Raw genomic sequence first — 13,507 nt, 5'->3', positions numbered from 1 at the left:
TGAAATTATTTCAATAGGATGGCCAGCAATACGCTTAATGATACGCCCAGATCTTTTTCAACTGCCGCTTTCAAAATTTTCATGGAACTTACCATATGATTCTTTACCGCATTTCTTGAGATTCCCAGTGCCTCAGCCACTTCATCATAACTTTTGCCCTGCTCACGACATAGCGTAAAAATTTCTCTTGTTCGCGGAGACAATGTATCCAGGGCCTTTTGCAGATAAGCAAGGTATTCCTTACTGAGCAAATCTTCTTCCGTATCTCTTCTTTCTTCCACAAAGGAATTGATTACTTCAGCCATAGCGACATCAGAGCGGAATGCCTTTTTGAGACTGTTTAAGGCATGATTTCTGGCAACAATAAAAAGGTAGGCTTTTAATGACTGGACATCATCGAGTCTTGCACGAACCTGCCATATTTTAATAAATACTTCCTGCGTGAGATCTTCCGCAATTTCAGCAGAGTTTACAAACTTCTTGATATAGTTGAAAATGGATATGCTGTATTTTTGGTGAAGTTCGGCAAAAGCGCATTCTTTCCCTGCTATTAGATTAGCCTTTAGGTACTGATCGGACGATGATGTGCTATATTCTGCCATTTTTTAAAACACCAAACCTAAATTATTAAAATAAAATTAATGTTACATAATTGTTTCCGAATTAAGAAATATGATTGCTAATCAAATGGTTGTGTAACCTATGGCTAAAACCTTTAATTAGTCACACTAAGCTTTTTTTATTTTTTTTAAAATGAACAAAACTTTTTTACAACATCCTGCGTTATAGTGTTGGTTTGTTTGGTTTAGGTTGATCTGTGGTGGGTCAACCATCTTTAAAACAGGGATAGCTGATACAGCTTATCCCTGTTCCTTTTTTCGGGAATATTGAATGTAATTAAAATTGATGTGAATTAAAAGTGAGCTTACATTTTCACTGGAAAGAATAGCCGTATAATCTGGCTATAAAAAAAGAAAGGGGAATAAGTCAGACGACTTACCCCCCTTTAAATTAACGCTCTCGGGTACAAATGTAATACATGTTCAAACATCCATTATCAGAGAAATGTCATTTTGGAAATTTGATCATTGCGAGACTTACTTTGAGTTTATTTTTCCCAATCACAGTGCCATTTATATTTGCTATGGCTCGATCGGCTGCGATCTGATCTCTTAAACCGACAAATGCATAACCTAGCCTTAACCCCGTATATCGATCAGTCACAAAATACAACTCATCCACAATAACGTATAAGCTAAAAAGTTCTAATAATTCAATTTCACCAAAGTAAGATGGGAAACCTACAACGTGTAATTTTACCATGTTATACGCTGTGACTAATAAAACATCTCAACTTTTACTATCCTTTTTAGCTTCTTAATCGCTTTCATTCTGATCTGCCTGACTCTTTCTTTACTTAAGCCTACTTTCGCAGCGACGTCATCAGCATCCAGGCCATGGCCGGTATCGATACCATAACTGAGTCTAATGATCAGGCTTTCTCTCTTTTTTAATTTATTCAATAAAGCCTTTAATAGAATTGAATCAGATTCACCCATTAGCCGGGTATCTGATTTTATTCCATTCTTATCTTCTATAAGATCCAGCATGTTACCAGTTTTTCCATTAGCTATCTCAAATTCCTTATCGAGAGAGACTGCAAAAGCCGAATGCGCCAAGTAGTCTGCAATTTTGCGCTCATCAATTGCTGTGTAGTCAGCCAACTCCCAATAAGTAGGATTTCGTTCCAGACGTTGCTCCAGTTCTCCTTCTGCCTGAAAAAGCTTTGCTATAGCAACAAGTTGGTTTCCAGGTAACCTGACAATCCTTCGCTTTTCGCTAATCGCCTGCATAATGGATTGCCTGATCGACCATACAGCAAAACTAATGAACTTAAATCCCCGGGTAGGATCAAAACATCTTGCCGCCTTAATAAGCCCTCTATTTCCTTCACTGATCAGATCTTCCAATGAAAGACCATTGTTCTGATATCTTTTGGCAACTGACACAACAAACCTGAGGTTAGCAGTTACCAGCTTATGCAATGCTGATTCATCTCCATCTCTAATTTTTTGTCCTAGTACAACCTCTTCTTCGGGCGTTATAAGTTCGTATTTACAAATCTCACCCAGATAAATATCAAGTATTTCGGTATGAATCGTAACCAGTTGATTAATTTTTAATGTTCTCATTTATGAGTTAAATATTGTGTTCAGACCTGTTTATTTTAAACTCCAAAAATAACAGCTAACACACACTTAATCAGGTATTCCAGATCCAATTACAGGGACTATAGAGGCAAGAATTCATCAAAATAAGGGTTTCAAAAAAATGTTCTTAATTCGTAAGTAGCTCTTCACCATCAGATTGAGTTAAAAAAGACAAAAGGGCTCCGGCAATGCCGAAACCCTTTGTCTTTTTATTTTTCAGGAAAACCAGTAGCTAAGACTGGGTATCTTCTTTTTCTTTAGTGAAATAATAAACGGGAATTCCCACCAGCATAATTAAAACACCCCAACCGCAGGTTTCAAATTTATATCTTAACAAACCGATGCAAAGCGCCGATGCCAGAATAATGTATAGTGCCGGTAAGACCGGGTAACCAAATGCTTTATAAGGCCGTTCTGCATTGGGCATCTTTCTTCTAAGAATAAATATACCATATATAGTAAGGATATAGAAGATCATCACTATGATCACCACAAAATCCAGTAGGGCACCGTACTGACCGGTTAAACATAGTGCAGAAGCCCATATCCCCTGTGCCCATAATGCCCAACCTGGTACGTCAGATGCATTCAGATTGGCAGCTTTCTTAAAGAAAAGACCATCTTTTGCCATTGTATAATATACCCTTGCGCCAGCCATAATCAATCCGTTATTGCAGGCAAAAGTGGAGATCATGATCATTACTGCAATGATAATTGTACCCGCAGACCCAAAAATATATTGTGCGGCCACTACTGCAACGCGGTCTGATTTAGCGGTTGTAATCTCATCTAGCGGCAATACAGATACATACATCAGGTTAGCCAGAATATAAATTATGCTTACGATAAACGTACCCAGAAAAAGGCTAAGACCTACATTTCGTTGTGGATTTTTGATTTCTCCGGCAATAAAGGTTACTCCTGCCCAGGCATCACTGGAAAATAAGGAACCTACCATTGCGGCAGAAATTCCTGAAAGTAATAGGCTACCACTAATGGGAGACCAGGTCATGGTATCGAGGCTAAAAGAACGTGTTTGCCATGCATTCGTCCAATTGGCATTCCATACCTCGGCTTTTGCGGCCAGAGTAAAGCCAAAGATGATCAAACCAAATAAAGAAAGAATTTTGATAATTGTTAAAACAGTCTGTAATACTTTACTGTCCTTTACTCCCCTGCTATTGATATAGGTAAGTAATACTATTGTAACAATAGAAACGAGTTGTGCCGCATTCAGTTCAAAAGAACCTGCCCGATACAGGACGTTTTCATTACTGAATGGTTCATATAAGTATGCAGCAAATTTAGAAAATGCAACTCCAACTGCAGCAATAGTACCTGTCTGGATTACTGCAAAAAGACTCCATCCATATAAAAATGCGATCAGTTTATTGTATGCTTCTTTAAGGTATACATATTGTCCGCCGGCTTTAGGAAACATTGCACTTAGTTCTCCATAACTTACGGCAGCAATAACAGTAATTATCGCTGTGAGTACCCAGATCAGAATCAGCCATCCCGCTGAACCCACATTACGGGCTATATCTGCACTCACGATAAAGATCCCGGAGCCTATCATAGAACCCACTACGAGCATTGTACCATCTAATAGTCCGAGCTCTCTTTTAAAAGAGCCGTCTTCTTGAATTTCTTCTTTCATTTTTTCGGTTTGGTTGGTTATTTTTTTGAACCAATAAAGTTTCGGTTCAGGCATGCTAAGATATTTAAAAAAAAACTATATTACATTCCATTAGGACGACAATTTAAATGTTAAGAAATAGCAGGTCAATCAATTCATTAAAAATTTGGTAATTTCATAAACACACTTATTTTTGCATCCCACCCCTTTCTGAACCACATTGCATAACTGCTTTAAAGTAAGGGAATAATAAGACTAACCAAGTATAAACAGAACTTACAAACTAAACGAGAAAATTAATCTATGGAGTTTTTACAAAACAATTTAATTTATGCAATTCCGGCGTTGGGATTAATTGGCATCATTGTGATGGCGATTAAAAGTGCCTGGGTAAACAAACAGGATGCAGGTGATAAGAACATGCAGGAGCTCGCCGGCTATATTGCCGACGGGGCAATGGCTTTTTTAAAAGCGGAATGGAGAGTACTGAGTATATTTGTGCTTTTTGCAGGTGCTTTACTGGCTTATTCAGGAACGATAACTGAAATTAACGGCAAAGCCATCCACTCTAGCTGGATCATTGCGATTTCTTTCGTAATCGGAGCTGTGTTTTCTGCTACGGCGGGGTATATTGGTATGAAATCGGCAACAAAAGCTAATGTACGTACCACTCAGGCAGCGAGGACGAGTTTAAAACAAGCATTAAAGGTATCTTTTACAGGTGGTACTGTAATGGGTCTTGGCGTAGCCGGACTTGCAGTATTAGGATTGGGGGGACTATTTATTATTTTCTTAAAATATTTTAATGTTATCGGTGAAAATGGTGTAGATGCAGTTCACATGAAAACGGCTATTGAAGTATTGACCGGTTTTTCATTGGGTGCGGAATCCATTGCTTTATTTGCCCGTGTAGGTGGTGGTATTTATACCAAAGCCGCAGACGTAGGTGCAGATCTAGTTGGTAAGGTAGAGGCGGGTATCCCTGAGGATGACGTGCGTAACCCTGCGACAATTGCAGATAATGTGGGTGACAATGTGGGTGATGTAGCCGGTATGGGTGCCGATTTGTTCGGATCTTATGTAGCGACTATTCTTGCTACCATGGTATTGGGACAGGAAATTACGGTGACTGATAAGTTTGGGGGCATGTCTCCAATCTTATTGCCTATGGTAATTTGCGGACTTGGTATTATTTTCTCTATCATAGGAACCTGGTTTGTAACAATCAAAGATGAAAATTCGAATGTTCAGAATGCATTGAACCTGGGAAACTGGTCATCTATTGTGATCACGGGTATTGCATCTTATTTCATTGTAATGTGGATGCTTCCTGAAAACTTAAGTCTTCGTGGCTATGAGTTTTCAAACGTGAATGTTTTTTATGCCATTATCGTCGGACTTGTAGTTGGAACAATTATGAGTATCGTGACGGAGTACTACACAGCTATGGGTAAAGGACCGGTTAATTCGATTATACAACAATCTTCAACCGGACATGCGACAAATATCATCGCCGGATTATCGGTAGGTATGAAATCTACTGTAATTCCAATCCTGGTTTTAGCCGGAGGTATTATGGCGTCGTACTATTTTGCAGGACTCTATGGTGTGGCTATAGCCGCTGCTGGAATGATGGCAACGACTGCTATGCAATTAGCGATCGATGCGTTTGGACCGATTGCTGACAATGCAGGAGGTATTGCTGAAATGAGCCAGTTGCCGCCGGAGGTACGTGAACGTACAGATAATTTAGATGCTGTGGGTAACACGACAGCTGCTACCGGAAAAGGATTTGCAATTGCTTCCGCAGCATTGACGTCATTGGCGCTATTTGCTGCTTTTGTAGGTATTGCAGGCATATCAGCAATAGATATCTATAAGGCCCCTGTTCTTGCAGGTTTATTTGTGGGTGGTATGATCCCGTTCGTATTTTCTGCGCTGTGTATTCAGGCAGTTGGTAAAGCTGCTATGGATATGGTACAGGAAGTGCGCAGACAATTCCGGGAAATTCCGGGAATTATGGAATATAAAGCAAAACCTGAGTATGAAAAATGCGTAGCCATTTCGACCAAAGCATCTATTCGTGAGATGATGATGCCTGGTGCAATTGCGCTGATCACCCCGGTTGTTGTAGGCTTTACATTTGGGCCCGAAGTTTTAGGAGGTCTGTTGGCAGGCGTTACTGTTACCGGTGTATTAATGGGTATTTTCCAAAGTAACGCTGGTGGTGCATGGGACAATGCAAAGAAATCATTTGAAAAAGGTGTGGAGATTAATGGAGAAATGTATTACAAAAAATCTGAACCTCATAAAGCTTCTGTAACTGGTGATACCGTAGGTGATCCATTTAAAGATACATCCGGACCTTCTATGAATATTTTGATCAAATTGATGTCCATTGTTTCTCTGGTTATTGCACCTTATATCGCAATCGCCACTTCTGATGCAACAACAATGCAGAAGGGAGTAGTGGAGATGCAGCAGCAAATGCAGCAACAATTGCAAGAGCAGATGAATCAAATGATGCAGCAGACGCAACAAAACACCATTGATTCAGCACTTGAGTTCCCATCAAATCCTACTGAGGCGGAAAAACATGTAGCTATGGTCTTGCAAAAGATGAGGGCGCAAAGAGAACAAATACAGAAACACGCTGATCAGGCAACATCAGAAACTACGATTGACACCGTACCATAACATTATAATTGTTACCAATAAAAGGGATTTTGAAAAAGAATCCCTTTTATTTTTTAATATATTTTATTTAGGTTTGACATTCAAATTACAAATTAAACGACGCTATAAATACACTTTAAACTAAACTTTAAACTATGAATTTTAGAAAGTCAATTGACTTACTTACAAAAGAAGCGGCAGAGAGTGGCGAAGGATCCCTAAAACGGACCCTTGGCCCGGTGAATCTGGTAGCTTTAGGGATCGGTGCAATTATCGGTGCTGGCTTATTCTCTATCACCGGATCAGCTGCAGCCAATAATGCAGGCCCTGCTATTACCATCTCTTTTGTCATTGCGGCATTAGGATGCGCCTTTGCTGGTCTTTGCTATGCAGAATTTGCTTCTATGATCCCTGTAGCAGGTAGTGCCTACACCTATTCTTATGCCACCATGGGTGAATTTATCGCCTGGATCATAGGTTGGGATCTTGTACTTGAATATGCTTTAGGTGCAGCAACCGTTTCCATTAGCTGGAGTAGGTATCTGGTCAAGTTTCTGGCATATTATGACATTCATCTCCCCGCTCAGGTAACCATGTCTCCTTTTGAACATGCTACGCTGATGGATGGAACTGTTGTTTCAGGAATGTTTAATCTGCCTGCTGTATTTATCATTGTATTGATGTCGTTCGTATTGATCAGAGGAACAAGCGAATCTGCATTTATTAACGGTCTTATAGTAGCCATTAAAGTTGTAATTGTTTTCATATTCATCCTTTTGGGATGGAAATACATCAATTCTGATAACTATTCTCCTTATTTTATCCCTGCTGACAAAGCTGGTCACGAAAGTGTATTTACACATGGATGGGGAGGCGTCATACGGGCAGCCGGAATTGTATTCTTTGCCTATATAGGCTTTGATGCTGTTTCTACAGCAGCTCAGGAAGCAAAAAATCCGAAGAAAGATATGCCTATTGGTATCCTGGTTTCGTTATTTATCTGTACTATTCTCTATATTCTTTTTGCACACGTAATGACAGGTGTTGCCAACTATGACATGTTTAAAGGTCAGGATGGTATCGCTCCAGTTGCTGTTGCGATTGACAATATGGGTGTTAAAGATGCTGCCGGAGTCGTTACTCCAGCTTATCCATGGTTAAATAAACTAATTATCCTGGCTATTTTGGGAGGCTATGCGTCAGTTATCCTTGTAATGCTATTGGGACAATCAAGGGTATTCTTCTCGATGAGTAAAGATGGATTATTACCTAAGGTTTTCTCAAAAGTGCATCCTAAATACAGCACCCCTGCAAAAAGCAATTTATTGTTCATGGTGTTTGTGAGTTTATTTGCAGCATTCGTACCTGCAACTGTTGTTGGTGAGATGACCAGTATTGGAACCTTGCTTGCCTTTATCCTGGTATGTGTTGGTATTGTTATTTTAAGAAAACGTATGCCTGACTTGCCTAGGGCTTTCAAAGTTCCTTTGGTTCCACTTATCCCTATTTTAGGTGTACTGGTATGTTTGGGAATGATGGTATTCTTGCCACTAGATACATGGGTACGTTTATTGGTATGGATGATCATAGGTATCAACGTATATTTATTCTATGGAATGAGAAATAGTTTGCTTTCTGATAACCAACACAAAACTTTGGTGAAGAGTACCAAAACAGTTTCTTATGTAGGTATGGGACTTTCTGTTCTATTGGTTATTGTTGCAATAATCCACCATAGCATCACTAACGGAACAGATGTAGGATTGTACTACTTCTCATTGATCTTTGCGGCAGCACACATTGTGTTGTATTTGTACCGTTCGATGACCGCTGGTAATGTTCAGATAAAATAATTATTGAATTTAAATATTAAAAGCCACTCTTAACAGGGTGGCTTTTTTTGTTAGATTTAATTCTACCTTTGTCAGATAAAATTAACTGCTATGGAATTTAATTTCAGCCAAATCTTATCTACCTCAATGGTACTTTTTGCCATTATTGATATCCTGGGAGCGATACCCGTTGTGATTGAACTGAGAAAGAAAGCCGGTCACATTCAATCCGAAAAAGCCGCCATCGTAGCCACAGTATTAATGATAATTTTTCTGTTTGCAGGAGAAACGCTTTTAAAAGTGATAGGATTAGATGTAGAGTCTTTTGCGATAGCAGGTTCATTTGTGATCTTCTTTATTGCCATGGAGATGGTATTGGGACTAACCATCTTTAAGGAAGGTGATGCACCTGAAACAGTTTCTATTGTTCCCCTTGCCTTCCCGTTGATTGCAGGAGCAGGTACCATGACTACATTGCTATCTTTAAAAACTGAATATGCCACTCAAAATATCATTGTTGGTATCCTGATCAATATGCTATTTGTATATTTTGTGCTAAAGAATACCGAGCGTCTGGAAAGGTTATTCGGGAAATCAGGATTGAATGTACTACGGAAAGCATTTGGAATTATTCTATTAGCAATCGCTATAAAACTGTTTAGGAATAATACCGGACTATAACCAACCTGATTATCGACTGTCAATCTTCCGTATGATATGAGCCTTTCGTTAGACCTAAGGTCTAACAAAACTCTGAGGAGAGTCTGACAAGAGTCTGATCTGTTATAAGCTATTATGCAGCCTAAATTATTGTTTGATCAAGCGAGCAGCGAACATTGTATCCGATTTGCTGTGATACCCTTTGATCAGTTCCATCTTTTCGAGCTTTACCGGAAGATTCTGAAGCATCCACTCTACTACCTCTTCATTTTCCTGCTTAAATACCGAGCAGGTAATATAAACTAAGGGTTTTCCTTCCTTAAGGTATTTAACTACATTTTCTGCTATCGTCTTTTGCAGTTTTGAAAAGTAACTGATCTTGTGCTCATCAAAATAATAAAGCATCTCCGGGGTACGGCCCCAGGTGCCTGAGCCAGAACAAGGTGCATCCAGTATGATCCCATCAAACTCATAATGATGCAAATCCTGCTCATTGTTTTGCAATAAGTCCAGCACTTTCTTCTGATATTTTTTCACCCCTGCTTCCTGGAAACGTTCGTCCAGGTTATTTAGGCTGTTTTCACGAATATCACTGACCAGTAACTGCACAGTGGGTTCCAGATCATACAGCAACAAAGATTTACCTCCGGAGGCTGCACAGCAGTCCCACCAATAGTCCCAGGCTTGAGGCTGAAAAAAAGAGCTGGTTTTTTGCGAAGAAAGATCCTGTACCTGATGGTATTTTTGATCAGGAATTATTTTCTCCAGTTTAGTACCATTAGGTAAAGCAACAGTTTGATCTCCAATAATCTCCGGATCAATTCCTTCTTGCTTTAAGGTAACAACAAACTGTTCAAGTTTACTTTTTTGCACGCGGACAAACAAATCCGGCTGGGTAAAAAAAGATTCATAAAAGTCTTCTTTTTCCAGACTTTGGCTGAGGTTCTCATGAAAACAAAATACGTCTGCCAGTTTAAAATCAGGATGGCTTTCAACAATCAATGCGATTTTATCACTCACTGACAACTCCAACTGTCCTTGAAGTTCAGGCAATTTTGAAGCTATGACTAAACTGGAAGTCTGATTGCATAAAAAATCCCCTATTGCCAAACGGAGAATCTGGTCAGCCTTTGGCATTGCTTTTCCCAGGCGGAAAAAACTATATATATATCGTGTTGCCCATCTGCGATCAGATGACCCCATCTGTTTGTTTTGCTTGAAATAAGCAAAAAGAAAACGGTGTAAAGGTGTAGCACCATCATATTTATCGAAGATCTGTTCAAATGCCCTTATTTGATGTTCTACTCTCATTCAATAATGTTTAAAGCAAAATTCTGGTACCTAAGCAGCATCAGACTTGTATTGATAAAGCCAAGCTTCTCATTGTAATAAAATGAAAATCTGTTGTGCAACCCTTTATATTTTTCTTTGGTTAAATGCGACAGATAATCTGTTCCGTGTTCTGCCAGCAGCTTTGCAAAGTAAAAGCCAACATCGAAACCTTTGAATGCATACTCTCCTGGTTCAAAATTAAACTGCTGCCGATATTTTCTGATAAAACTATTGACGGCGCTACTGGTATAATCGATCTTAAAAGAAGAAGTCACGGCTGTGCGCAATGCCTGCAGCTTGTCTACATTATAGTTTTGTTTTACCCAATCCGGATGGCCATACAAATCAATAGCTAAGCCGGCATTTTTTATTTTGACCAGTTTATCTATGGTAGGAACAACAAATTTTCTATCATCACTACTTACAACGATTACATATTTCTTATTCTTAATCAACTTTGTCTCCATTGTAAATACGGAAGCAAACTCTTGAAAGGTAAATTGTTTTCTACTGTTTGTAAAATAAGCCCTTATAGGAGCTGCCATCACCTCATCATCCGGAGCTTTGGGATTAATGAGAACAATAATAGTATTTGCTGGATTATAAGCAGAAGTAATATAGTCTCCCAGTTTATTGGCATGTAGATCTATATTATTTACTATAGAAATAAGATTGGGATTGTTAAATTCAACAGGATGTGTAGCTGCCAGTGGATTTACGACAGGAATATTTTTCGAGATCGAATATTTAGTAATGTGTTTCAAACCTTCAGGGAACACAGGGCCAACAATCAGATTGCTACCACTTAAATTCCCATCTTCAATTAACTCATCAAGATGAGCATTACTATTACGTGAGTCAAACACCTTAAGCTTAAAATTAAGGCCAAGTGAAGCCGCGGAATCTACCCCAAGTTTAAAGCCCTGATAGAAATCAATAGCCATAGCTGATTTCTCAATCTCGGTTTTAGTAGCAGTTTTTAGTTTAAGGTCATTTAACCTGAAAGGAACCAGCAAAGAGATATTAGCCTGCGTAAACTTTAACGCAGGCTTTTCTATTTCTTTCTCTACCTTGGGAATATCGGGCTTTTTAACAACTGTCTTCTGTACCTTTGGTGAACAGGCCGAGATGAACAGTATAATAAAAATAATTAAGCAATATTTATTCCCACTCAATTGTAGCTGGTGGTTTTGAACTAATGTCATATACAACGCGGTTAATTCCTTTTACTTTGTTAATTATTTCATTAGAAATTTTAGCGAGTACTTCATATGGCAAATGACACCAGTCTGCTGTCATCCCATCTACAGATTCAACTGCACGTAAGCAAATTACATTTTCATAGGTCCTCTCATCTCCCATTACACCTACAGAATGTACCGGAAGGAAGATTGCTCCTGCCTGCCATACTTTATCATATAAACCAGCTTCTTTCAGGTTATTGATGTAAATGGCATCTGCTTCCTGTAAAATGGCTACTTTTTCAGCCGTTACATCTCCAAGAATTCTGATGGCTAAACCGGGACCAGGGAAAGGGTGACGACCAATAATGAAATCTTCCAGTCCGAGTGACCTTCCAACTCTTCTTACTTCATCTTTAAACAAAGTATTCAATGGCTCTACCACCTTAAGTTTCATGAAATCAGGTAAGCCACCTACGTTGTGGTGAGATTTGATGGTTGCTGAAGGACCTTTAACAGATACGGACTCAATTACATCCGGATATATAGTGCCCTGCGCAAGCCATTTCACATCTTGCACAAGATGTGCTTCATCGTCAAATACTTCTATAAATACACGCCCTATCGCTTTACGCTTTAATTCAGGATCTTTTACATCTGCAAGCTGACTTAAAAAACGCTCCTTTGCATCAACACCTTTTATATTCAGACCAAGGTGTTTGTATTGTTCAAGAACAGCTTCGTACTCTCCTTTTCGTAACAATCCGTTGTCTACAAAAATACAATGCAGGTTTTTACCGATAGCTTTGTGAAGCAGGATTGCAGCAACACTTGAATCTACACCTCCCGAAAGAGCAAGAACCACTTTATCATTACCCAGTTTCTCCTGAAGTGCAGCAATAGTTGTGTCTACAAATGCATCCGGCGTCCATTCCTGCTTACAACCACAGATGTCTACAAGAAAGTTCTCCAACAATTGTTTACCATCAGTGCTATGTGTTACTTCAGGGTGGAATTGTATGGCGTAAGTTTCAGAATCTTTAACCTGGTAAGCAGCAACCTTTACGCTGTCTGTACTTGCAATCAGTTCAAAGTTTTCAGGTACTTTAGTAATGGTATCACCATGTGACATCCAAACCTGTGAACCTGTACTGATATTTTTAAATAATTTATTATTTGAAGCTACATAATTCAGGTTAGCTCTACCATACTCACGAGTTGAAGATGGCTGAACGTCTCCACCTGAATGCTGTGCAATGTATTGTGCACCATAGCAAACAGCAAGTACAGGATATTGGTTATGAAACTTTTTTAAGTCAATCTGTGGTGCGTCTTCCTGACGAACAGAGTATGGACTACCTGAAAATATGATGCCTTTAACGTCAGATGAGATTTCAGGAATATTATTGAAAGGGTGAATTTCGCAATAAACATTTAATTCGCGTACCCTGCGGGCAATTAACTGTGTATATTGGGAACCAAAATCGAGGATTATGATTTTTTCTAGCATGGCCAAAGTTAAGAATATTTAATTACTTCTACACCGAACCGGTTTAGAAAATCTACCCCTTCATCACTTGGCAAGCCTTTATATTCAGCATAAGAGTCTTTGTAAAAGACCGTTTTTATCCCGGAAGATAAAATAAGCCTCGCGCAGGCTATACATGGGGAAAGTGTAGTATACAGTGTCGAACCACTTATTTTAGAACCATTTTTTACGGCATACAGGATCGCATTCTCCTCTGCATGCAAAGCCAGTGAGCAACTACCTCTCGAATCCCGGGCACAGCCAGTATCCGGCCATTCCTCGTCACAATTATGTGTTCCCGCAGGCGGACCATTATAACCTATAGAAATAATCCTTGTATCCTTAGTGAGCACTGCCCCTACCTGTGCCCGGACACAATGAGACCTGAAAGCCAGATCTGTTGCCAGATTCATATAAATATCTTTGAAACTTTTCTTCATCTAATTAAA

General features: G+C 39.2%; 11 protein-coding genes. 3 read left to right on the top strand and 8 right to left on the bottom strand.

Annotated features, from left to right (window positions below):
- Positions 1-5 precede the first annotated feature (5 nt).
- From R2Q78_RS16425 to R2Q78_RS16410, 4 genes are all read right to left on the bottom strand, one after another.
- Positions 6-602, bottom strand: a complete 597-nt coding sequence (locus tag R2Q78_RS16425; RefSeq protein ID WP_316793626.1) for an RNA polymerase sigma-70 factor — start codon at positions 600-602, stop codon at positions 6-8.
- Between the two features lie 466 nt (positions 603-1,068).
- Positions 1,069-1,323 carry an RNA-binding protein gene (locus tag R2Q78_RS16420; RefSeq protein ID WP_316793625.1) on the bottom strand — a complete coding sequence of 85 codons (255 nt, stop codon included), beginning with the start codon at positions 1,321-1,323 and terminating at the stop codon, positions 1,069-1,071.
- 14 nt (positions 1,324-1,337) lie between these two features.
- Positions 1,338-2,192 (bottom strand): RNA polymerase sigma factor RpoD/SigA, encoded by an 855-nt coding sequence (locus R2Q78_RS16415; protein WP_316793624.1) that lies wholly within the window; start codon positions 2,190-2,192, stop codon positions 1,338-1,340.
- A 250-nt stretch (positions 2,193-2,442) separates the two neighbouring features.
- Positions 2,443-3,870 (bottom strand): APC family permease, encoded by a 1,428-nt coding sequence (locus tag R2Q78_RS16410; protein ID WP_316793623.1) that lies wholly within the window; start codon positions 3,868-3,870, stop codon positions 2,443-2,445.
- A gap of 282 nt (positions 3,871-4,152) precedes the next feature.
- On the opposite strand from R2Q78_RS16410, the gene R2Q78_RS16405 reads away from it, so the two are divergent.
- The 3 genes from R2Q78_RS16405 (at position 4,153) to R2Q78_RS16395 (ending at position 9,038) form a co-directional block, all read left to right on the top strand.
- Positions 4,153-6,546: a sodium-translocating pyrophosphatase gene (locus tag R2Q78_RS16405; RefSeq protein WP_316793622.1), complete on the top strand. Its 2,394-nt coding sequence runs from the start codon at positions 4,153-4,155 to the stop codon at positions 6,544-6,546.
- 134 nt (positions 6,547-6,680) lie between these two features.
- Positions 6,681-8,378, top strand: coding sequence for an amino acid permease (locus tag R2Q78_RS16400; protein WP_316793621.1), 1,698 nt, complete (start codon positions 6,681-6,683; stop codon positions 8,376-8,378).
- 90 nt (positions 8,379-8,468) lie between these two features.
- Entirely contained in the window at positions 8,469-9,038 is a 570-nt protein-coding gene (locus R2Q78_RS16395) for a MarC family protein (RefSeq protein WP_316793620.1), read from the top strand.
- A gap of 126 nt (positions 9,039-9,164) precedes the next feature.
- On the opposite strand, the gene R2Q78_RS16390 is transcribed toward R2Q78_RS16395, so the two are convergent.
- From R2Q78_RS16390 to R2Q78_RS16375, 4 genes are read right to left on the bottom strand one after another with little or no spacing between them, the layout of a single operon-like run.
- Positions 9,165-10,328 carry an RsmB/NOP family class I SAM-dependent RNA methyltransferase gene (locus tag R2Q78_RS16390; protein WP_316793619.1) on the bottom strand — a complete coding sequence of 388 codons (1,164 nt, stop codon included), beginning with the start codon at positions 10,326-10,328 and terminating at the stop codon, positions 9,165-9,167.
- Positions 10,325-11,554, bottom strand: coding sequence for an amino acid ABC transporter substrate-binding protein (locus R2Q78_RS16385; RefSeq protein WP_316793618.1), 1,230 nt, complete (start codon positions 11,552-11,554; stop codon positions 10,325-10,327). Before R2Q78_RS16385 ends, R2Q78_RS16390 begins: the two co-directional genes overlap by 4 nt.
- The gene (gene guaA, locus R2Q78_RS16380) at positions 11,511-13,040 is read right to left on the bottom strand and encodes a glutamine-hydrolyzing GMP synthase (RefSeq protein WP_316793617.1); all 1,530 of its coding nucleotides are present in this window, start codon (positions 13,038-13,040) and stop codon (positions 11,511-11,513) included. Before guaA ends, R2Q78_RS16385 begins: the two co-directional genes overlap by 44 nt.
- A gap of 8 nt (positions 13,041-13,048) precedes the next feature.
- Positions 13,049-13,498, bottom strand: a complete 450-nt coding sequence (locus R2Q78_RS16375) for a dCMP deaminase family protein (protein ID WP_316793616.1) — start codon at positions 13,496-13,498, stop codon at positions 13,049-13,051.
- Between the last annotated feature and the right edge of the window lie 9 nt (positions 13,499-13,507).

It is taken from the genome of Pedobacter frigoris, from assembly GCF_032678645.1.
GTDB classification, from domain to species: domain Bacteria; phylum Bacteroidota; class Bacteroidia; order Sphingobacteriales; family Sphingobacteriaceae; genus Pedobacter; species Pedobacter frigoris_A.
This window is presented reverse-complemented; position numbering and strand designations above follow the sequence as displayed.

What these genes read in the sequence shown, in the direction of transcription:
- R2Q78_RS16425 (WP_316793626.1), bottom strand. Translation starts at nt 602, where the DNA reads ATGGCAGAATATAGCACATCATCGTCCGATCAGTACCTAAAGGCTAAT.
- R2Q78_RS16420 (WP_316793625.1), bottom strand. Translation starts at nt 1,323, where the DNA reads ATGGTAAAATTACACGTTGTAGGTTTCCCATCTTACTTTGGTGAAATT.
- R2Q78_RS16415 (WP_316793624.1), bottom strand. Translation starts at nt 2,192, where the DNA reads ATGAGAACATTAAAAATTAATCAACTGGTTACGATTCATACCGAAATA.
- R2Q78_RS16410 (WP_316793623.1), bottom strand. Translation starts at nt 3,870, where the DNA reads ATGAAAGAAGAAATTCAAGAAGACGGCTCTTTTAAAAGAGAGCTCGGA.
- R2Q78_RS16405 (WP_316793622.1), top strand. Translation starts at nt 4,153, where the DNA reads ATGGAGTTTTTACAAAACAATTTAATTTATGCAATTCCGGCGTTGGGA.
- R2Q78_RS16400 (WP_316793621.1), top strand. Translation starts at nt 6,681, where the DNA reads ATGAATTTTAGAAAGTCAATTGACTTACTTACAAAAGAAGCGGCAGAG.
- R2Q78_RS16395 (WP_316793620.1), top strand. Translation starts at nt 8,469, where the DNA reads ATGGAATTTAATTTCAGCCAAATCTTATCTACCTCAATGGTACTTTTT.
- R2Q78_RS16390 (WP_316793619.1), bottom strand. Translation starts at nt 10,328, where the DNA reads ATGAGAGTAGAACATCAAATAAGGGCATTTGAACAGATCTTCGATAAA.
- R2Q78_RS16385 (WP_316793618.1), bottom strand. Translation starts at nt 11,554, where the DNA reads ATGACATTAGTTCAAAACCACCAGCTACAATTGAGTGGGAATAAATAT.
- guaA (WP_316793617.1), bottom strand. Translation starts at nt 13,040, where the DNA reads ATGCTAGAAAAAATCATAATCCTCGATTTTGGTTCCCAATATACACAG.
- R2Q78_RS16375 (WP_316793616.1), bottom strand. Translation starts at nt 13,498, where the DNA reads ATGAAGAAAAGTTTCAAAGATATTTATATGAATCTGGCAACAGATCTG.